This is a genomic window from Glutamicibacter sp. AGC84 (assembly GCF_053543575.1).
This window is the reverse complement of the sequence record NZ_JBLVOC010000027.1, coordinates 139,896-160,764: the sequence shown is the minus strand read 5'-3', so window position 1 is coordinate 160,764 and position 20,869 is coordinate 139,896. Positions and strand designations below refer to the sequence as shown.

At 59.1% G+C, this 20,869-nt stretch carries 18 protein-coding genes; 16 read left to right on the top strand and 2 right to left on the bottom strand.

Annotated features, from left to right (window positions below; genetic code table 11):
• The first annotated feature begins 70 nt into the window (after positions 1 to 70).
• From arfB to ACNPN0_RS17145, 11 genes are all read left to right on the top strand, one after another.
• Complete coding sequence (gene arfB / locus ACNPN0_RS17195; RefSeq protein WP_105661823.1) at positions 71 to 493, top strand: alternative ribosome rescue aminoacyl-tRNA hydrolase ArfB; 423 nt, start codon at positions 71 to 73, stop codon at positions 491 to 493.
• Positions 494 to 614: 121 nt separating this feature from the next.
• Entirely contained in the window at positions 615 to 1,169 is a 555-nt protein-coding gene (locus ACNPN0_RS17190; protein ID WP_105657266.1) for an NAD(P)H-dependent oxidoreductase, read from the top strand.
• 139 nt (positions 1,170 to 1,308) lie between these two features.
• A complete protein-coding gene (gene ispG / locus ACNPN0_RS17185) occupies positions 1,309 to 2,475 on the top strand; it encodes a flavodoxin-dependent (E)-4-hydroxy-3-methylbut-2-enyl-diphosphate synthase (protein WP_105657267.1) in 1,167 nt (388 codons plus the stop codon).
• Positions 2,476 to 2,512: 37 nt separating this feature from the next.
• A complete protein-coding gene (locus ACNPN0_RS17180; protein ID WP_448937447.1) occupies positions 2,513 to 3,325 on the top strand; it encodes a GNAT family N-acetyltransferase in 813 nt (270 codons plus the stop codon).
• 516 nt (positions 3,326 to 3,841) lie between these two features.
• Positions 3,842 to 4,636, top strand: a complete 795-nt coding sequence (locus ACNPN0_RS17175) for a hypothetical protein (RefSeq protein ID WP_448937446.1) — start codon at positions 3,842 to 3,844, stop codon at positions 4,634 to 4,636.
• A gap of 51 nt (positions 4,637 to 4,687) precedes the next feature.
• On the top strand, positions 4,688 to 5,428 hold the full coding sequence (locus tag ACNPN0_RS17170) for a hypothetical protein (protein ID WP_332486588.1): 741 nt from the start codon (positions 4,688 to 4,690) through the stop codon (positions 5,426 to 5,428).
• A gap of 369 nt (positions 5,429 to 5,797) precedes the next feature.
• Positions 5,798 to 6,538 (top strand): hypothetical protein, encoded by a 741-nt coding sequence (locus tag ACNPN0_RS17165; RefSeq protein WP_426735105.1) that lies wholly within the window; start codon positions 5,798 to 5,800, stop codon positions 6,536 to 6,538.
• A gap of 112 nt (positions 6,539 to 6,650) precedes the next feature.
• Positions 6,651 to 7,820, top strand: coding sequence for a GAF domain-containing protein (locus ACNPN0_RS17160; protein WP_448937445.1), 1,170 nt, complete (start codon positions 6,651 to 6,653; stop codon positions 7,818 to 7,820).
• Between the two features lie 124 nt (positions 7,821 to 7,944).
• On the top strand, positions 7,945 to 9,735 hold the full coding sequence (locus tag ACNPN0_RS17155; protein ID WP_448937444.1) for an NAD(P)-binding domain-containing protein: 1,791 nt from the start codon (positions 7,945 to 7,947) through the stop codon (positions 9,733 to 9,735).
• A gap of 605 nt (positions 9,736 to 10,340) precedes the next feature.
• Positions 10,341 to 12,128 (top strand): proline--tRNA ligase, encoded by a 1,788-nt coding sequence (locus ACNPN0_RS17150; RefSeq protein WP_448937443.1) that lies wholly within the window; start codon positions 10,341 to 10,343, stop codon positions 12,126 to 12,128.
• A gap of 58 nt (positions 12,129 to 12,186) precedes the next feature.
• Positions 12,187 to 12,978, top strand: coding sequence for a TSUP family transporter (locus ACNPN0_RS17145; protein WP_448937525.1), 792 nt, complete (start codon positions 12,187 to 12,189; stop codon positions 12,976 to 12,978).
• Positions 12,979 to 12,983: 5 nt separating this feature from the next.
• Here ACNPN0_RS17145 and ACNPN0_RS17140 read toward each other — a convergent pair whose 3' ends face one another.
• Positions 12,984 to 13,415 (bottom strand): hypothetical protein, encoded by a 432-nt coding sequence (locus tag ACNPN0_RS17140; RefSeq protein WP_332730583.1) that lies wholly within the window; start codon positions 13,413 to 13,415, stop codon positions 12,984 to 12,986.
• A 465-nt stretch (positions 13,416 to 13,880) separates the two neighbouring features.
• Positions 13,881 to 14,954, bottom strand: coding sequence for a hypothetical protein (locus ACNPN0_RS17135; protein ID WP_448937442.1), 1,074 nt, complete (start codon positions 14,952 to 14,954; stop codon positions 13,881 to 13,883).
• Between the two features lie 175 nt (positions 14,955 to 15,129).
• Between ACNPN0_RS17135 and ACNPN0_RS17130 the strand changes: the two genes are divergently transcribed.
• The 5 genes from ACNPN0_RS17130 (at position 15,130) to rbfA (ending at position 20,825) form a co-directional block, all read left to right on the top strand.
• Positions 15,130 to 15,696: a ribosome maturation factor RimP gene (locus ACNPN0_RS17130; protein WP_105657278.1), complete on the top strand. Its 567-nt coding sequence runs from the start codon at positions 15,130 to 15,132 to the stop codon at positions 15,694 to 15,696.
• 2 nt (positions 15,697 to 15,698) lie between these two features.
• Positions 15,699 to 16,682 (top strand): transcription termination factor NusA, encoded by a 984-nt coding sequence (gene nusA, locus ACNPN0_RS17125; protein ID WP_105661830.1) that lies wholly within the window; start codon positions 15,699 to 15,701, stop codon positions 16,680 to 16,682.
• Between the two features lie 140 nt (positions 16,683 to 16,822).
• Complete coding sequence (locus tag ACNPN0_RS17120) at positions 16,823 to 17,143, top strand: YlxR family protein (RefSeq protein WP_105657280.1); 321 nt, start codon at positions 16,823 to 16,825, stop codon at positions 17,141 to 17,143.
• A gap of 176 nt (positions 17,144 to 17,319) precedes the next feature.
• Positions 17,320 to 20,289 carry a translation initiation factor IF-2 gene (gene infB / locus ACNPN0_RS17115; RefSeq protein WP_448938957.1) on the top strand — a complete coding sequence of 990 codons (2,970 nt, stop codon included), beginning with the start codon at positions 17,320 to 17,322 and terminating at the stop codon, positions 20,287 to 20,289.
• Between the two features lie 101 nt (positions 20,290 to 20,390).
• Entirely contained in the window at positions 20,391 to 20,825 is a 435-nt protein-coding gene (gene rbfA / locus ACNPN0_RS17110) for a 30S ribosome-binding factor RbfA (protein ID WP_105657282.1), read from the top strand.
• Positions 20,826 to 20,869: the final 44 nt, after the last annotated feature.

Genomic DNA, 20,869 nt, shown 5'->3' with positions numbered 1-20,869 from the left:
CTGGGGAGGCTGCCTGCATTAAACAGCTCGGATGGCGCAGACTGGTAGGGGAGAGGAAGTGGAAAACATCATGGATGTGCAGATCACGTCAACGCTGGCGATCCCTGCAGCCGAGCTGAACTGGCATTTCTCCCGTTCCTCGGGCCCCGGCGGGCAGCATGTGAATACCTCGGACTCACGGGTGGAACTCACCTGGGTAATTGGCGCTTCGCGGGCCTTGTCCGACTGGCAGCGTCAGCGCTTGCTGGCGAAGCTCGGACCTCGCTTGGTGGCCGGGGCCATCGTCGTGACTGCTTCCGAAGAGCGATCGCAATGGCGCAACCGCCAGCTCGCCCAAGAGAAGTTGGGGCGCATCGTGGAAAAAGCGCTGGCGCCGGATGCACCGGCACGCAAGGCAACGAAACCTACCCGCGGTTCTCACCGGCGCAGGCTGAGTGCCAAAGCTACTCGCTCAGCCACCAAGCAACTTCGCCGCAAACCAGGGATGGACTGATCCCAGCGATCAGCTACTGTGCTTCATGTCACTTTGCTGCACGGAATGGTTGGGGTGGGGAAACGGTTGAAAGTAGGTGAAGCGTCAGCTTTCTATTATTTTGCCTTTAGGAGAACACCCTATGACCACCAAGGTCCTCACCCTCGTCGGTTCCCTGCGCAACGGTTCGACCAACCAGCAGCTGGCCGAAGCCACTTCGCACAACGCACCTGAAGGCATGGAAGTTTCCGTGTTCAGCGGCTTGGAGAACATTCCTTTCTACAACGAGGACCACGACGTGGAAGGTGGCGTTCCTGCCGCCGCCCAGGCCCTGCGCGACGCAGCCGGTGACGCCGATGCGCTGATGCTGGTCACTCCTGAGTACAACGGCACCATGCCAGCTGTCTTGAAGAACGCCATTGACTGGCTGTCCCGCCCCTTCGGTGCCGGTGCGCTCAAGGACATGCCAACCGTGGTCGTTGGCACCGCTTTCGGACAGTACGGTGGCGTCTGGGCGCAGGACGAAGCGCGCAAGGCACTGAACATCGCCGGCGCCAACGTGCTGGAAAACGTCAAGCTGGCTATCCCTAACTCGGTAGTACGCTTCGCTGAACTGCACCCGAAGGATGACGCTGAAGTTGTCGAGCAGGTCTCTGGCGTGCTGAGCAGCATCAAGGAAATCGCCGAAGCCAACTAGGTTTTCACGATCCCCGGAAGCTCAATAGTGCAAGAAAGGCCACGGTAACCGTGGCCTTTCTCGCATGAGTACCCGCTCACCGCGATACGGTGACATACTTGGACTAGAGAAATACCCACAATCTATTCGGAGGCGTCCATTGACTTCGGTCAGCCTAGGCATGCCGGCAGGCCCACCGCCGGTACTCGCACCACGTCGCAAGACTCGCCAGTTCCAGGTTGGATCCGTAGGTGTCGGCTCCGACTCGCCGATTTCGGTTCAGTCGATGACTACCACCAAGACCCACGACATCAACGCCACCTTGCAGCAGATTGCCGAGCTGACCGCTGCCGGCTGCGACATCGTGCGTGTGGCCTGCCCAACGGATAAGGATGCGGAAGCGCTGAAGATCATTGCGATGAAGTCGCAGATCCCGGTGATCGCCGATATCCACTTCCAGCCAAAGTACGTCTACGCTGCCATCGAAGCAGGCTGTGGCGCGGTGCGCGTGAACCCCGGCAATATCCGCCAGTTCGATGACCAGGTCAAGGAAATCGCGCAGGCCGCCAAGGACCACGGCACCTCCATTCGCATCGGCGTCAATGCTGGCTCGCTGGATCGCCGCTTGCTGCAGAAGTACGGCAAGGCCACCCCTGAAGCGCTGGTTGAATCAGCTGTTTGGGAAGCTTCCCTGTTTGAAGAGCACGGATTCCATGACTTCAAGATCTCGGTAAAGCACAACGACCCGGTGATCATGGTCCGTGCCTACGAGATGCTGGCTGAACGCGGGGACTGGCCACTGCACCTGGGCGTGACCGAAGCCGGTCCAGCGTTCCAGGGCACCATCAAGTCCGCCACCGCTTTCGGTGCACTGCTCTCCAAGGGCATTGGCGACACCATCCGCGTATCGCTGTCCGCTCCACCGGTAGAAGAGGTGAAGGTCGGCAACCAGATTCTGGAATCGCTGAACCTGCGCCCCCGCAAGCTGGACATCGTTTCTTGCCCGTCCTGCGGTCGTGCCCAGGTGGATGTTTACACCTTGGCCGAGCAGGTTACCGCTGGGCTCGAAGGCATGAAGGCTCCATTGCGCGTGGCAGTAATGGGCTGCGTTGTCAACGGACCGGGCGAAGCCCGCGACGCTGACCTCGGCGTTGCCTCCGGCAATGGCAAGGGGCAGATCTTCGTTAAGGGCGAAGTCATCAAGACCGTCCCGGAAGATCAAATTGTTGAGACTTTGATTGAAGAAGCCAACCGTTTGGCAGCAGAAATGGGACTGGACAATGACGAGAATCCTTCCTCGGGTTCTCCCATGGTCTCCGTCAGCTAGAACTAGCCGCCGGAGCGTCGAGGGAGAGCCGCGCATCTTGGGCCGTCGTGATACGACAGCCCTCATTGAGCTGCTCGATCGCGACCCCGTCGCCAATATATTCACCCGTTCGCAGGTGAGCATCCACCGGTCAGCAGTCCCAGACGGGTTTGCGCACATCGTTGGCTTGGACGGCAGCGAAGGTCTTGAATCGGCATGCTGGGTGGGCGCTAATATGGCGCCCACCGCCATGCCGGAGTCCGATGCCCAGAAGTACGCCATGCATGCCATCGATTCCCGACAGCGATTCGCCTCGGTATTCGGTCCGGCAGAAACAGTTCTGGCCATGCATGACGTCTTGCGGGATGGTCCGCAAGAAATTTTTGATGTCCGGGAAAATCAGCCACTAATGGCCATCACCCAAATCCCGGAGGGAATTCGCCGCAACCGGATTCGGCCGGCTCAGGTTCAGGAATTCGACCTAGTCCTGCCTGCCAGCGCTGCCATGTTCGAAGAAGAGCTTGGATATTCGCCGTTGGAAAACGGTGGAAGCTTCTACCGCAACCGTGTACGCCAGTTAATTCGTGAGGGGCACACGCTCAAGGACTGCGACCAGCGCGGCAACGTGATTTTCAAGGCTGATTTAGGCACCGTCACCGACGAAGTAGTGCAAATCCAAGGTGTTTGGGTGAACCCGATGTATCGCGGCCAAGGCTTGGCTGCCGGCTACATGGCCTCCACGGTGGACTACGCGATGCAGTTCGCTCCTGTAGTGAGCCTGTACGTCAACGACTACAACACCGCTGCAATCAAGACTTATCAGCGCATCGGCTTTGAACAGGTCGGCACCTTCGCAACGATCCTGTTCTGAACAGCAATGGCACGGGCAACGTGGAAATCAACCGGTTCTGCTCTTGAGCCACCTGCAGCTACTTCGCCAGAAACAATTCCGCCTTACCGCGGATCTGGCTGGCTGCAAAGAATCCCGCAGGTGAAGGCGAAAACGAAGTTGATTGCGGATCCCGGTTCATCGTCAGTTGTGCAACGTTCTCATGACTAATACGGCGCTATAACGGGCCATTCGGTATTCGCGGCAGTCAGTGCTCCAGCTGCGCGGCCAATGAAGCCCGAGCATCGACAAATAAAGTCGCATGAACGACTGTTGCCGGAAGTTGAGCTTATCGCCGCGACCCACTTAGCCGCTATGAGTCCCCATTACCTGCTTTTCCTTTGTATCGCTGGCGAAGCTCGAGTGGCGGGAAACCTGTTTAGCATCCTTTGAGGACTTTCGCTTAGCTGCGGCAAACATCCATTTCTCCGGCTAATGGAGAGCAATCCATTCGCTTAATGACCCGGCAAGGGAAACGGGACCCAGGTGCTATGCAACTTGGGCTATTTCTTCTTCCGCTCAACGCGGGAGCAACAATGCCCATCGAATGATCATCAGTCTTCTAGACTCGAAAGTGTAAAAGTGATGGTGATGGGAAAATTTGTGGTTCAAGCCAATGGTACTAAAGCGTATTTGGGTGCTGCTATGTGCGCAGCAGTACTCCTCATTGGTGGGTGCAGTTCGCCAGAAGTCGAAACCGGTGCCTCGACGGTCGCCCCAGTCCAGCTCGACGACGGACAGCTGGAAAATCTGCTTGAGGATTTCGCCAAAGACGAAGAAAACTCCCAAGTCATCAACGACAAACAGCTACGCAAGAGCATTCCGCAAGCACAGGAGTGGATAGAGAACGTCCAAGTGAATCCCAGTAAATGCGGAGTTACCTTTGCTGAGCCGGTCGCAGATCAATTGCAGAGCGCCACGATGGGCGCCATCGAATTCGAGGACAGTTACCTAACTGTTGCAATCTACAAAGACCCTGAAGTTTTGCAAGCGCAATGGGTTGCCAAAACTGAGGCCAATGCTGATTGCTCGCGTTACACAGTCAAATTAGGCAATGAGACTCGCGCTTACCACATTGCAAAGCAGCCTATTGATTCTGCTGCAGGATTGGCCGACGGGTATGTAATTACCAGCAGTGATGGGTCGTCCACCAAACAGCAGCTCATCATTCGCTCCGCTAATTCGAACGTCCTGCTCGGCATTCAGCGTTCCACTTCTGCCGCGAACACCGCGAACGAAGTTGAAGAAGCATCCGGGATCCTCCAAGAACTCATGAACCGACTTACCCAGTAGTTCATTTCAAGACGCCATCGGTCTTCCGGTGGCAATTACGGAAAGCAATAGATGACTAAGCGTTTAGCCCTCTGGGCATTGCCATTGGCCACGACCATGATGCTGGCTGGATGTTCTTCGAATTCCGCGACAGAACCAGCGGAAACGGCTGTTTCGACGGCCCCGGCGGAAAGCAAGAAGACTTCTGCCTCGGGTGATGTGCTTAGTGCGGAGCAGGTAGAGTCCATTGCTTCCAAGCTTTTGGAAGGCGACAACGCAGTCCAGATAGTTGGCAATGAGCAGATGCAGAAGCAACTGGAAGTTGCCAAGAACGCTGAAACTCCCAGCGGAATCAAGCCGGAAAAGTGTGCCGAGATGAATGCCAAGTATTCAGTTACCGACTTGACGGCATCGGTATCCGCAACGGCGACCAGTTCCTCCGAATCCGTCGGCAAAGTCGTGCAGGTCTTCTCGTTGACCGACGAGGCCACCCGCAAGAACGTATCGGAGGCATTGACGCTGGATGATCTGGAGGGATGTGAAAAGGCCACTGTTGAGCTGGGCGGCGAGGAAATCGAAACTCAACGCCAGATCCTGCCGCTGGACGTCGAAGCGGATCAATCGTTGACCATGTCCACCCAGATGGATGCGGGTGGCGGACAGCTACTGACCTCGGTCGTTGTGCAGGCTCTGCAAGATGGCAATTTCGTGCTGGTTACCCTGCAGACCGGTTCGCAGCAACCAGCTGAACTGGCCGCACAGGCAGTGGAGCTGGCAGATCGGGCGTTCGCCGAAATCGAGGCGGCTCAGTAGCCGAACGGGCGGGGTATCCGTTTTATGGACTCTCCAACATCAGTTGGCCTTGCACTGAGGAGTGCAGAGCTCGTGGTTTAACAGCCAACATGCCTTTTCCTCGAAGCAGCGTACCCCCGAGTCATATTGGCCCCCTTGGCAGATGAACGATAAACCAACTGCTGGGACCTTGTTCCTGTGCGGTGCCTGCCGATTTCTCTTTGACTGGTGCTTTTCCTGGCAACGGGTGGCAAGCGACCAACCCTTGACCATTCAAGTGAAATTTGGTCTCTATTCCATTCGCTGCAACACTCTCTCATAGTCCTTTTATTTCCAACACATTGTGAAATACTGTGGATGGCTTATCATCACCAACGTGAGGAAATCACCATGAAGAAGCGTTCACTCTGGGTGCTGCCTGTAGCAGTTGCCCTTGCCTTGACCGGTTGCAGCTCGAATTCAGGGACCGAGGGCGCTGCTGGCTCTTCGGAGGCCCCTCAGGAGCAGGAAAGCGCGGGGGTGCCAGCGCTGACTGCTGAGCAAGCCGCTGCAGTTGCCAAAACCCTGGGTGGAGACGGACCGAATGTGCAGGTTCTGGATAGCGATGCGCTCAGCGGCTCATTGGAAAGCGCCAAGGGCCTGATCGATCAGATGGAGATCGAACCTGCGAAGTGCGCCGAGTTCGTCTCGCAGCAGGGGACCCAGGACCTGGACGGCGTCAACATGGCCGCAGCGATCGTCGTTGGCGAAACAGGCGAGAGCAACAGCTACTCCGTCGCTGGCTACGAGGATACTGCCAAGCTGGATGCAATCAAGGGCATGGTAGATGCCAAGGACCTGCAGGGCTGCGAGGACTTCTCGATGAGTGTTGCGGGCCAGAAAGTTTCTGCCTCGGCCAAGATCCTGGATGCTGAATCCGATGCGGACAAGACCATCGCAACCCACACTGCCATGACCATGAATGGCGAAGAGGTCCCAGGCGGTTCTTACCAGATTCAGGGCGTAGTCGGTGAAAATGTTGTGGCCGTTTCCCGCACCCAAACTGGCGAACAAGCTGATGGCGAGGCTGTGAAAGCACTCGTTGAGGAACTGAACAAGGCAGTTGAAGAGGTTAAGGCCACGGCCAAGTAGGCCTCCTTCAGCCGTTGACGGCTCTTCTGGTTCCAAGGGAATCAGAAGAGCCTTCACTTCTTTGCGCGGCAAGTGCTTCCCAATGATGCGCGAGTCATGGCATTCTCAATGGATGACCCTGGAACACGGTGCGCCACGCAAATCCATCGAGGCTGCCTTGACTGCGGGCGAGGATCCGACGCGCAAAGCCCGAAGCTTGAAGTCCCTGCATCAGCTCTGGGCCGAAGGCGCGTGCATCCCTGAAGTGGTGCGGCCAGTGGTGGCTCGTTCATGGTCCAGGGCCGGCAAGCTTGGAACAGATATCGTTCCCTTGGATACTTCTGAAATACGCGAGCGCAGGCAGGCCAACGAAGAACTCAACGGACTGGTCGAGCTCTTCAAGGAGCGTTTGCTCTCCTTGGCCACCCAGGCGGGAAACCAGCTGGTCATCTCCGACGAGCAAGGATTCGTGCTCTGGGTGCTCGGGCCCTCTGCAGTACGCCGCCGAAGTGACGGCATCGGATTTGTCGCCGGTGCACGCTGGCGCGAAAGCGACGTGGGCACTAATGGGATCGGCGCGGCAATGGCCGAGCGTGCCCCGGTGCAGATTTTCGGCCCGGAGCATGCCCGGGAAGAACAGCACAACTGGGTCTGCACATCGGCGCCGGTCATGAATCCTGCCGCCTCGGCGCTGATTGGCACGATCACGCTGGCAGGCTCGTTCCGCACGGCGCATCCGCACTCCTTGGCTCTGGTCTCATCCGTGGCCCGAGAAGCAGAATTATTCCTGCAAACCGAGCATGCCTTGAAAATGCAGACGCTCCAGCTTTCCACCCAACTGCCCGAAGGCGAGTACGTCCTAGTTGACGTGCAAGGCTCCATAGCCGCCGCCCAAGGCTACAGTGTTGGATCCAAGCTCAATTTGCCGATGTCCATGGAAGAAGGGCGGAACTGGATTTCCGGGCTGGGATCAATTGATGCGCGGCGGACACAGGGAGGCTGGCTGCTGCAAAGGGCAGAAGGCCAGGTGAGCCTCCAGCTGTACGCAGGAGCTTCACTGCAGGCTATTGTCCATTCGCCCGGTGGGGCGACGCGCATCAACTTGAGTGCGAAGCATTGGCAGATCCTTGAGCTGCTGGCTGCGAACCCTCACGGAGTGAGCTCAGGGCAGTTGGCGAGCCTGTGGCCTGCGGATACGCCGAACGTCACCATCCGCGCCGAAATATCCCGCTTGCGTTCCAAGCTGCGCGGCCTGATCGCCTCACGTCCCTACCGGATCGTGGTCCCGGTGAGCAGCCACTAGCAATCCCGGAGCAGCTGCAACCTATTGCAACGCTTTTCTTTTGTGACGCAGATCATATTCTTTCATTAGTCGCGGAGGGCCCGAATGGCCATCCATTGAATCCCGATGAAGAGATGAGACGCAAATGACTGACAATGATTGCTTGTTGCAAGCCCGGATCTGGTTCCATTCCTTGCAGATAGCGTTGGAAGCGGGTGACGCGCCAGCAGCTGTGCAGCTATTTTCGGAGGAGTGCTACTGGCGGGATCTGGCCTCGATGACATGGAACCTTCACACCAGCGAGGGCCGTGACGGGATCGAGAAGATGCTGCTTGGCGTTGAACGAGGCGCGTGGCCGCGGAACATCGAAGTCACCAGCGCACAAGAGGCTGACGGCGTCATTGAAGCCTGGTACACGTTCGAGAACGACGCATTCAACGGGCTTGGATTACTCCGCTTGCGCGATGGGAAGGCCTGGACCCTGCTGAGCACCGCGCAGGGCCTGCGCAAATTCCCCGAACCAGCTGGTCCGCGCCGCGAACTGGGCGCCGAGCACGGCGTAGCGATGAGCAAGGAAAACTGGCTTGATCGACGCACCGCGCAGCAGCAGTCCTTGGGGATCACCGACCAGCCCTACACGCTGATTGTCGGCGGCGGCCAAGGCGGCATAGGCTTGGCCGCTCGGCTCAAGCGCATGGGTGTTCCTGCCCTGGTCATCGATAGGCATCCGCGTCCCGGTGACCAATGGCGTTCGCGCTACCATTCCTTGGCGCTGCACGATCCGGTCTGGTATGACCATATGCCCTACATTGATTTCCCCGACCACTGGCCGGTGTTCACGCCCAAGGACAAGATGGGGGATTGGCTGGAAAGCTACACCAAGCTCATGGAGCTGGACTATTGGTCACTGACTGAAGCGACCAGCGCCCGGCAGGATCCGGAAGGAGAGGGGTGGATCGTCGAGGTAGAACGCGACGGAGTACCGTTGACCCTGCGTCCCACCCAGCTGGTGCTGGCCACCGGCATGTCGGGTATTCCGAACATTCCCCAGTACCCGGGAGCCGAGATCTTCAAAGGCGAGCAGAACCATTCCTCCAAGCATCCAGGCGGCGAACGGTACGCGGGCAAGAACGTCGTGGTTATCGGCGCCAACAACTCCGCACACGATATCTGCGCGGATCTGGTGCAAAACGGGGCCAAGCCGACTATGGTCCAACGTTCCAGCACGCATATCGTGCGCTCCGAATCGCTGATGAAGCATGTGCTGGGCGGACTGTACTCGGAAGAAGCCCTCGCTGCCGGCATAGACCACAACAAGGCAGACCTGATCTTCGCCTCCATCCCGTACAAAGTCCTCCCGGAATTCCATAAGCCGGTCTTCAAGAAAATCCAGCAGGAAGATGCGCACTTCTACAAATCGCTGGCGGATGCGGGATTCGAGCTGGACTTCGGCGACGACGGTTCAGGGCTGTTCCTCAAGTACCTGCGCCGCGGCTCGGGGTACTACATCAACATCGGTGCCAGCGAGCTGGTGGCCGACGGATCGATTGCTTTGGCCCATGGCGAGGTATCGCACTTGACCGAAGAATCGGTGGTGCTGGCCGATGGCACTCGGCTGCCGGCGGACGCGGTGGTCTACGCCACCGGTTACGGCTCGATGAACGGATGGGCGGCGAAGCTCATCTCCCAGGAAGTCGCGGATGAAGTCGGAAAATGCTGGGGCCTGGGGTCGGGGACCGCTAAGGATCCGGGTCCATGGCAGGGGGAACTGCGCAATATGTGGAAGCCCACCAAGGTCAAGAACCTCTGGTTCCACGGAGGCAACCTGCACCAGTCCAGGCATTATTCGAAGTATCTGGGCTTGCAGCTCAAGGCACGGTACGAGGGCATCGGAACTCCGGTGTATGCGCTCGCCGAAACCTATCATCAATCCTGATAAAACCGTTTCCCTGCCCGTGAATCGGTTTCCCGGACCCGGAGCAAGCGCTGTATGGCGCTTCCTCCGGGTCACCCGCGCGTCTGCCACGTGGCGGTTTTCGGGCCTTATCCGGACGTTTCGTTGAACTGCAACGGCCTGGAAATCGCACAACGAATTGAACGGAAAGCCGGATGAACCATGATTCCCACGCTCCTGGCACCTGCGCAGTTTATGAATCGGCGCAGACCGCGGATGCCGCAACAACGCCGGTGCACCGGCCTGCGCGCCGCAGCCGACCCAGCTGCACCATGCTTCCGCGTAAGCCTCGCCATGGGTGCTGGCAAGTACAAATCGGCGGGGAACTGGCACCCGACTGGGATGTCCTTTGCTGGCAGCGACTCAACGAAACAGAACCCTGCAGCGCCCACCATCTATCCAGAGGCCCGCATCCGGCCCCGGGCACGCAACACGATTCCGCGCAAGCCCTTGAATTTATTGGGAAGTGGCCGAAAGCTGTAGCATTGATTAAGGCCAATTTTGCGGCCAAAACCCATTTGATTTTGCATAGCTAGTCGGCATCCGAAAATATTTCTGAAGTCGACGGACGGAAAAGGACACCCCGAGTGGTTTTGAAGCTTTCCACTACCTTCTTGCGCACCTTGCGTGAAGATCCGGTTGACGCCGAAGTCGCCAGCCACAAGTTGTTGGTACGCGCCGGTTACATCCGTCGTGCGGCCCCGGGCATCTACACCTGGTTGCCGTTGGGTTTGAAGGTCCTTGCGCGCGTTGAAGCTATTGTTCGCGAGGAAATGAACGCTATCGGCGGCCAGGAAGTCCACTTCCCAGCGCTGCTGCCACGTGAACCTTACGAACAGACCGGCCGTTGGACCGAATACGGCGAAGGCCTGTTCCGTCTCAAGGACCGCAAAGATGCAGACTACCTCTTGGCGCCGACCCATGAGGAAATGTTCACGCTGCTGGTGAAGGATCTGTACAACTCGTACAAGGATCTTCCGGTCTACCTGTACCAGATCCAGAACAAGTTCCGCGACGAAGCACGTCCACGCGCGGGCCTGCTGCGTGGCCGCGAATTCATCATGAAGGATTCGTACTCCTTCAACATCGATGATGAAGGCCTGGACGAAGCCTACATGGCTCACCGCGGCGCCTACCTGAAGATCTTTGAGCGCCTGGGACTGGAAGTTATTCCGGTCTTCGCGCAGGCTGGTGCCATGGGCGGCTCCAAGTCCGAGGAATTCCTGCATCCAACGGCTATTGGCGAGGATACCTTCGTCCGTTCGGCCGGCGGTTACGCAGCCAACGTGGAAGCTGTCACCACCGTAGTGCCAGCGTCCATCGATTACGCCAACGCACCTGCGTTCGATGTTGTCGATACCCCGGATACCCCGACCATCGAGACGCTGGTTGCCGCGGCCAACGAGCTGCGCCCACGCGAGTCCGGTGCTTGGGAAGCCAAGGACACCCTGAAAAACGTTGTCCTGGCGGTGACCGATCCAGAAGGCAACCGCCAGTTGGTAGTCATCGGTGTTCCAGGCGACCGCCAGGTGGACCTGAAGCGTGTCGAAGCTACCGTGGGTGCCCCGCTGGGCATCATCGGCGAGGTCCAGGTTGAAGCCGCTAGCGGTGAAGACTTGGCCAAGCACCCGGAATTGATTGCCGGCTACATCGGCCCAGGCAACGGCCTGGATCAGGCTGTTCTGGGTACCGAAGGCACCAGCGGCATCACCTACCTGGTTGATCCTCGCGTAGTATCAGGTACCTCGTGGATCACCGGCGCCAACGAAAAGGGCAAGCACGTTTTCGGCTTGGTGGCCGAGCGCGACTTCGGCTTTGACGGCACCATCGAGTCGGTCAACGTGCTAGAGGGCGACCCGGCACCGGACGGCTCGGGCCCATTGCGCACCGAACGCGGTATCGAAATGGGTCATATCTTCCAGCTTGGCCGCAAGTACGCTGAGGCTCTGGATCTGCGGGTCCTGGACCAGAACGGCAAGCTGAAGGTTGTCACCATGGGCTCCTACGGCATTGGCGTCACCCGTGCGGTAGCAGCACTGGCAGAGGCATACCATGACGAAAACGGTCTGGCATGGCCAAAGCAGGTTGCTCCAGCCGACGTCCACATGGTCGTTACCGGCAAGGGCCCAGAGCTGCTTGAGGCTGCTGAGAAGTTGGCCGCAGAACTTGAATCGGCCGGTTTGGAAGTTATCTTGGATGACCGTCCAAAGGTGTCCGCGGGCGTGAAGTTCTCGGATGCAGAACTGATCGGCATTCCAACCATCGTTGTTGTGGGCCGTGGACTTGCTGAGGGCTTAGTTGAGGTCAAGGATCGTGCCACCGGCGAACGCCGCGATGTCAAGGTCGAGGACGTTGTCGCTGAGCTGAGCGCCTAAAAGGCTGTAGCCAATAACTGAATAGGGGAGTAGCGCGGTGCAAGAGTTCTTGGAATTGCTGTCCTTCAACGGTGAACCCGTCTCCTTCTGGCCCCTGGTGTTGCTGCTTCTTGCAGCCTTGGGCGCTGGATGGATTGACGCGGTAGTTGGCGGTGGCGGCCTGATTCAATTGCCCGCGCTGCTTCTTTTCCCCGGCATCACCCCGGTGCAGGCGCTGGCCACGAATAAGCTGGGCTCAATCTTCGGAACGGCTACCAGCGCGGTGACGTACTACCGGCGCACCAGCCCGGATTTGAAGACCGCTATTCCGATGGCATTGACTGCCATGCTCGGTGCCTTCGGCGGAGCTGCGCTGGCCACAATTCTTCCCTCTGGAGCCATTCAGCCCATCATTATCGCAGCGCTCATTGCGGTGCTGCTGTTCACGATCCTGAAGCCCAAAGCCGGGGAGTTGTCGCGCCTGCGCTACGCCGGGCATGGGCATTATCTTCGAGCCATCCTGATTGGGCTGCTGATTGGCGGCTACGACGGGATGATCGGTCCCGGGACTGGATCGTTCTTGATCATCGCCATGGTGACAGTGCTGGGCTACAACTTCTTGCAGTCCTCCGCCAAGGCGAAGATCGTTAACCTTTGCACCAACGCAGGTGCTCTGCTGCTCTTCATCCCCACGGGGCACGTTCTAGTCGCATTAGGCCTGGCCATGGGCGTGATGAATATGCTCGGAGGCTATCTCGGGGCGCGCATGGCGATCTCAAAGGGCAGCGCCTTTATTCGCATTGTTTTCGTGATCGTCGTTTCGGCACTGATCATCAAGCTCGGCTCGGACCTGATCCTCGCCGGCAAGTGATAGCTTTAGCGGCCGCTAGCTGCTGATGTGTCGATTGGCGGGTATCCGGCGTAGTGCTGGACATGCTGGGGTTCAATGGCATGGACCATGGAACTGGTCGCCATTTGCGCGATCCTGAAAGTCAAGAAGCTGGAACCCATTGCAGTTTTGTAGAGTTGGGAAACCGTAGTGTGGCTTGCCAGCGGATCTACAACCTTCAACGCTGTGCAACCGATGGATACATACAGGAACCACAAATCATTGTTCTCCGGATCGAGAGTAGCGATCAGAGCTGGCGGCTGGTGCGCGGCCACGAGCGACATGACGTCGTTGACTGTTTCCTCAGGTTGCGCAATGACAATAGGCATGCCTTGGACCCAACCATGTGAACTGAGTTGCGCCCGACCTTGCCTTGAACCGATCACTTCGCTGACCAGTTCTGCTGTCTTCGAACGCATGAATCGACCTGACATTACCCAACCTCCAATTGACGACCTAGCCACAAGTTGTTAGTTCCCCAATAAGTGGAAGAAAGCGGAGAATTCCGCTCCGTGTTATGGGAGCCAAATTCCGTATCTCAAGCACTTGATATTCACGATAGCCCCTTTCGGCGCGAATATCGAGAGCCAGTGAATAGGAACGAGATTCATATATCTTTGAAATCATTCCATGGCGGAGGAAATGGTGGTCGTTGATAAATTGGTTTCGGGTAATACCGCGTAAAACCCGCATGCCATATGCGGGTTATATCTTATAGTGCGGATGGAAATTACGGATCATCCGTGAATTTTAGTGCGCCTCGCGCTGTTTTGGCTCTACCCGAACCCGTGCTCTATTTCGACTCAGGGCAATTAGCAGTCGTGATTATTTCGTGATAATTCAACGAAACGTGAAATACGGCTAAATTCTAGCTGAAACCAAAACTATTTCCCGACTTCGCCAGTCTCCAAGATGCGGTATTCCTCATTCGATCCCTGCTGGCCATTGAGAGCCTGGAAAGCGACGGCGGAAATTTTTGCGCCGGCAGCTCCATCGCTAACGCCCGCTGCTACGACCAATGCATCAGCAAAATCCCCTTCGGCTTCCGCGGATAGGGCAGCCAGGTCTTCGAGGCCGCCTTCGGGTAGCGCATAGGCGGGTTCACGCAGGTCTGCGCACTGTTCGTCAACGGCCGCGCGCAGGCCGCGAAGCTGGCGTCCCAGTTCGCTGCGTCGAGCTTCGACGGCTTCCTTGGCGCTGTCGGCACCACGTGCAGCCGTGAGTTGCAGAAGGAAATCCAGTGCATAGCCGCGGTCCAGGGCCCGGGCGACGGCCGTTGGTTCGATGTTCTGCGCTTCGGTGATTTCCTTCGCGGGGTCCAGCAGCTCCTCATTAGGCAGGCAGGCTACTGGCTGGTCTTTCTGCTCTTCTTCACCCGAGACTGCACTCAGTGGCAAGGCCAAGTCCACATCACGCTCTTCTCCCAAAGATGCAACAGCGCTGCGGGCGTCCAGGTTGATCTGGAAAGCAATCTGGGCCAGCTTCGAATCCCTGGACAGCGACGGTTCTGCAAAGGCAGGCATCGCTGACGATGCGTCGGCGACATTCGTGGCAAGCGCAACCAGCGCGTCGGGGGAGAAGCTTTGCGGCAATGCCGCAGGCTCTTGGTCGTCGAAGCGCAATTCACCGAGCACCGCTGACCCCTGCGACAAGGAAGTCGCCAATGCGGATAGCCTCGAAGCGTTATCCTCGGGTGCCAGCTGGGCCAAGGCTTGGGCCTGAGTTGCCAGGTCTGCCAGCTTTGCTCCGTATTCCCACGTCATGCGGGCATCGGCGCTGGCCTCATTGACCTGTTCGGGCAGGCCCCGCTCCACCAGGGCGCCTCGGAAGATGGTGCTGCCAATGCCCCACGTCACGGCAAGGGCAACTGCACCAGCCAGTACCGGAGCAATCCAGCCTGGAGCGCGGCGTACTTGCCTGTCGGTGCGACGGGCGGAATGGGGCGATTTTTCAGTCATAGCGTTTCGATCATGCCATGATCAATGCAGGTAAAGAGGGCAATAGCGGTGTCGAGCGCCACGATGGATAGAAAATGGGCGTGAGTTCCTTCACCTGTGCCCGTTTAGATGTTCTCAATGAGCGGAACGCAATATAGGCTTAACGGACAACATCGAATAGCGTGGGAGGATATCCATGACCGGAATGCCGGCCGATACCGAACAGGAAGCGCAGCGTCTGACTGCATTGCTCTCCAAGGAAGTAGAATCCCACGGGCTTCTCCTGGAGGAAGTCGCCTTGCGTCCCTCCGGTAAGCAGATGATCGTGCAGATCATCGTCGACAAGGCCGACGGTCACGAAACGCTGACTCTCGATGAACTTGGTGAAGTTACCACCACCATCTCCAACGCTCTGGACAAGGACGCCGTCTACGCATCGTCGGCTCCTTACGAACTCGAAGTCAGTTCCCCAGGACTCTCCCGCCCATTGACTGCCCAGCGCCACTGGATCCGCGCCCTCAACCGCATGGTCAAGATTTCGCTTGCCGACGGCACGAAGCTTCGTGGGCGCCTGCTTGAGGTCAACGACGGCGACGTGTTGATTGCTGAGCACCGCGAGCCGGCCAAGAAGGGCATGAAGGTCAAGGTGCTCGATCCTGCGGCCTATGCCTTTGAAAATATCCGTAAAGCTGTTGTCGATCCAGAGCTGAACTTCGATGACGCACTATTTGACACTGCCGATACTGAAGATTTGGAGGGCTAAGCGTGGATATCGATCTGAATGCGCTGCGCATCCTGGAAAAAGACCGCGACATCCCAATGGATGTTTTGATTCCGACCATCGAGTCGGCACTGCTGCTGGCTTACAACAAGACCGAAGGCGCCATGCCTGGCGCCCGCGCGCACATTGAGCGCAGCAACGGCCATGTGGCGATCCTGGTAGAGGACCGCGACAACGCCGGCGTGCTGCTGGGCGAATTCGACGACACCCCGCACGGTTTCGGCCGCATCGCCGCCTCCACCGCCCGCCAGGTAATCATGCAGCGCCTGCGTGAAGCTGAAGATGCGCAGGTTGTCGGCGAGTTCGCAGCCCGCGTTGGCACCCTGATCTCCGGCGTCATCCAGCAGGGCTACTCCTCGCATATGGTGCAGGTCAAGATCGGTGATCTGGAAGCGCTGCTGCCACCAGTTGAGCAGTCCCCAGGCGAGAAGTACCAGCACGGAAACCGCCTGCGCGCCTACGTTGTTTCCGCTGAGCGCGGCAACAAGGGCCCAGCCGTTACCCTGTCCCGTTCCCACCCGAACCTGGTTCGCCTGCTGTTCGAAATGGAAGTTCCAGAAATCGCTGACGGCACCGTCACGGTCGAGGCACTGGCTCGTGAAGCTGGCCACCGTACCAAGATTGCTGTGCGCGCAACCAAGGCCGGTGTCAACGCCAAGGGCGCTTGCATCGGTGAAATGGGAACCCGCGTGCGCGCCGTGATGAACGAACTGAACGACGAGAAGATCGACATCGTTGACTACAACGAGGATCCAGCGAAGTTCATCGCCGCGGCCCTGTCTCCATCGAAGGTCGTCTCGGTAGAGATCCTGGACGAAGCCGAACGCCGTGCTCGCGTGGTTGTTCCCGACTCCCAGCTCTCGCTGGCAATCGGCAAGGAGGGCCAGAACGCTCGCCTTGCTGCCAAGTTGACCGGCTGGCGCATTGACATCCTGGCTGCCTCGGGCGGCAAGGAACCGCAGCTCTAAGCAGCTGCGGAAATATTTCCAGTTCAGCGTGTTGGAAGCCTAGCTGCGTGTGAGCCACAACTCATGCGTGCTATGGCGTCCAAACGCGCTAGACTAGTAGATGGCTCGTAATAACTAGGGAAGGTGGCGACGGCGCTCGCATGAAGCTGCATCAGCAACGCACGTGCATTGGCTGTCGAACCGTAACCAGTAAAAATGAGCTGCTCCGTTGGGTCCTGAAAGACGGTACACCGCTGCATGCGGTGAGTTTGGATCAACAGGGTTCCGCTTCCGGGCGGGGCACTTGGACCCACGGGACCGAAAAGTGTGTGCAGCAAGCGGTGCAGCGCCGGGCGTTCGCGCGGGCCTTCAGGTCTGCGGTAGACGATTCGCAGGTGCTGCAGGAATTCACTGCATACGAAGATCAGCTGGCAAGCAACCAGCTATCTGGCAAACATGATGAAAGCGGGTCAGAAATCTGATGGCAACCCGATGAGTCGGCAATGCTGAGCGCACAACGATGAACAATCAGTTCTGCGTGATCCACCGTGCGACGGAAGAATTTCACGAATTACACAGCTGATCTGCCAGACCGCTGATCTAAAGATTTATCTTTTGATACCGGGGTTTGAGCAGATCACATCGACACAGGAGAGATGTGGCTAAACCCCGCGTTCACGAGCTCGCTAAAGAGCTCGGAATCACTTCAAAAGAAGCACTAACCAAGTTGCAGGATATGGGCGAATTCGTTCGCTCGGCATCCTCGACCGTTGAACCGCCAGTAGCGCGCAAGCTGCGCGACGCATTCCCAGGTTCCAACGGTGCCGCTAAGCCAGCAGCTGCTGCCAAGCCAGCCGCCGCCAAGCCAGCGACCCCTGGAGCACCGAAGTCGGCTTCCAAGCCGGCTGCTACCCCAGGTGCCTCGGCCCCGAAGCCAGGCGTCAAGCCAGCTGCGGCAGCTCCGGCTCCTGCAGCCCCAGCTGCCCCAGCCGCACCTGCGGCTCCTGCAGCTCCGGCCGCGCAGGCAACCCCTGGTGCTCCATTGCCAGGTGCAGCCCCGGCACCGAAGCCAGGTGCCAAGCCAGCTCCGAAGCCAGGCGCTCCACGCCCAGGCAACAGCCCGTTCTCTTCCCAACAGGGTATGCGCGGCGCTGAGTCCGGCGAACGCCGTGGTGGCGGCAACCGCGAAGGCGGTCGTGCCCCACGTCCAGGCGCACCTCGTCCGGGCGGTCCACGCCCAGGCAACAACCCGTTCTCCTCGCAGCAGGGTATGCGAGGCGAAGGCGGCCAGGGCGGTCCTCGCCCACCACGCGACGGCCAGCGCGGTCCACGCCCAGCAGGTGCCGGCGGTCCACGTCCGGCTCGTGACGGCCAGGGCGGTCCACGTCCGGCACGTGACGGCCAGCGCGGTCCACGCCCAGCAGGTGCCGGCGGTCCACGCCCAGCAGGCCAGGGTGCTCCACGCCCAGCCGGCGCAGGTGGCCCACGCCCAGCAGGTGCCGGCGGTCCACGCCCAGGCGCTGGTGCAGGTACCACTGCAACCCCGCGCATGATGCCTAACCGCACCGATCGTCCAGCGCCAGCAGGCGGCGGACGTCCAGGTGCCGGCGGCCGCGGTCGCCCAGGTGGCGGCAGCGGTGGCGGCAGCGGTACCGGTGGCGGCTTCCGCCCAGGTGCACCACGCGGTCGCGGTGGCGTTGGCGGTGCTTTCGGCAAGGGAGGCGCCGGTCGCGGCAAGCAGCGCAAGTCCAAGCGCGCAAAGCGCCAGGAATTGGAGCAGATGAGTGCTCCGTCATTGGGCGGCGTGAATGTTCCACGCGGCAACGGCGACACCGAGATCCGTCTGCGCCGCGGCGCATCGATCACCGACTTCGCCGACAAGATTGGCGCGAACCCAGCAGCACTGGTGACCGTACTGTTCCACCTCGGTGAAATGGCTACCGCCACCCAGTCGCTGGATGAGGCAACCTTCGAGGTACTCGGCGAAGAGCTGGGCTACAAGGTACTTGTCGTCTCCCCTGAGGACGAAGACAAGGAACTGCTCGAAGGCTTCGGCCTGGACCTGGATGCCGAACTTGAGGCTGAAGGCGAAGACGTGCTTGAAGAGCGCGCCCCAGTCATCACCATCATGGGCCACGTCGACCACGGTAAGACCCGACTGCTGGATGCTATCCGCAAGTCGAACGTTATCGAGGGCGAGCATGGCGGCATCACCCAGCACATCGGTGCGTACCAGATCAACCACATCCATGAGGGCCGCGATCGCGCAATGACCTTCATCGATACCCCGGGCCACGAGGCGTTCACCGCCATGCGTGCCCGTGGTGCCGAGGTCACTGACGTGGCCGTGCTGGTTGTCGCCGCGGATGACGGTGTCATGCCGCAGACCGTGGAAGCACTGAACCACGCACAGGCTGCCGGCGTGCCGATCATCGTCGCAGTGAACAAGATCGATAAGGAAGGCGCCAACCCTGACAAGGTCATGGGCCAGCTGACCGAATACGGTTTGGTTCCAGAAGAATACGGTGGCGACACCATGTTCGTGAAGGTTTCGGCATTGCAGAAGCAGGGCATCGACGAGCTGCTGGACGCTGTCCTGCTGACCTCGGACGTGCTTGAGCTCAAGGCCAACCCGGACAAGTCCGCTCGTGGCGTGGCCATTGAAGCGAACTTGGATAAGGGCCGCGGTTCGGTTGTTACCGTCCTGGTCCAGTCCGGTACCCTCTGCGTTGGCGACACCATGGTGGTGGGCACCGCCCACGGCCGCGTGCGTGCAATGTTCAACGAGAACGGCGAAAACCTCGACGTGGCACTGCCATCGCGTCCGGTACAGGTCCTGGGCATGTCCTCGGTGCCGCGTGCTGGCGACGGCTTCCTGATCACCGAAGACGAGCGCACCGCCCGCCAGATCGCTGACAAGCGCGAAACCGCAGAGCGCAACGCAATGCTGGCCAAGCGCCGCAAGCGCATCACCTTGGAAGACTTCGACAAGGCTGTTGCCGATGGCAAGATCGATACCCTGAACCTGATCCTCAAGGGTGACGCTTCCGGTGCTGTTGAAGCACTGGAAGACTCGCTGATGAAGATCGAGGTCGGCGACGATGTGCAGCTGCGCGTGATCCACCGCGGTGTCGGTGCGATCACCCAGAACGACGTCAACTTGGCAACCGTGGACAACGCCATCATCATTGGCTTCAACGTCCGCCCAGCCGAGCGCGTGGCAGAACTGGCCGACAAGGAGGGCGTCGACATGCGCTTCTACTCGGTCATCTACTCCGCTATCGACGACATCGAGAATGCGCTCAAGGGCATGCTCAAGCCGGAGTTCGAAGAAGTGGCCCTCGGTACCGCCGAGATCCGCATGGTCTTCCGCTCCTCGAAGTTCGGCAACATTGCCGGTTCGATCATCCGCTCGGGCACCATCAAGCGCAACACCAAGGCTCGCCTGGTACGCGACGGCAACGTCGTGGGCGACAACCTGAACATCGATTCGCTGCGCCGCGAAAAGGACGATGTCACCGAGGTCCGCGAGGGCTTCGAATGCGGTATCGGCCTGGGGTCGTTCAACGACATCAAGGAAGGCGACATCATCGAGACCTTCGAGATGCGCGAAAAGCCACGCGACTAATTGCCGACAAGCAATTAGCAGTGTGACTCACTGATTCGTGGGCGTTTGACCGATAAGCTTTGGTCAAGCGCCCACGAGTTTTGAACCATTAGGAGAAAACCATGGCTGATTCAGCCCGCGCCGCACGCCTGGCTAAGCGCGTACAGGTCCTCATGGCCCAGTCGCTGCGCAACGTCATCAAGGACGAGCGCATTGACAACGTCACCGTGACCGACGCTCGCGTCACCAACGACCTGCAGCACGCTACGGTGTACTACACCGTCTTTGGCGATGACGAGATGAAGAAGGACATCGCTACCATGCTGGAAAAGCGTGGCGGTGCCCTGCGCAAGGAATTGGGCCGCAATCTGACCATCCGCCTGACCCCGACGCTGGCATTCGTCGCCGACGAAATCCCCGAGGGTGCCTCGCACCTGGAGGAATTGCTGGCCAAGGCCCGCGAGAAGGACGCCGAGGTTGCAGCTCTGCGCGAAGGCAAGGACTTCGCCGGAGACCAGGACCCGTACAAGAAGGACGAGGACGCCGAAGAAGCCTAAGGGCTTCTGGGCTTCATCCTGACTGGACCAACGCCCCGGGGGGG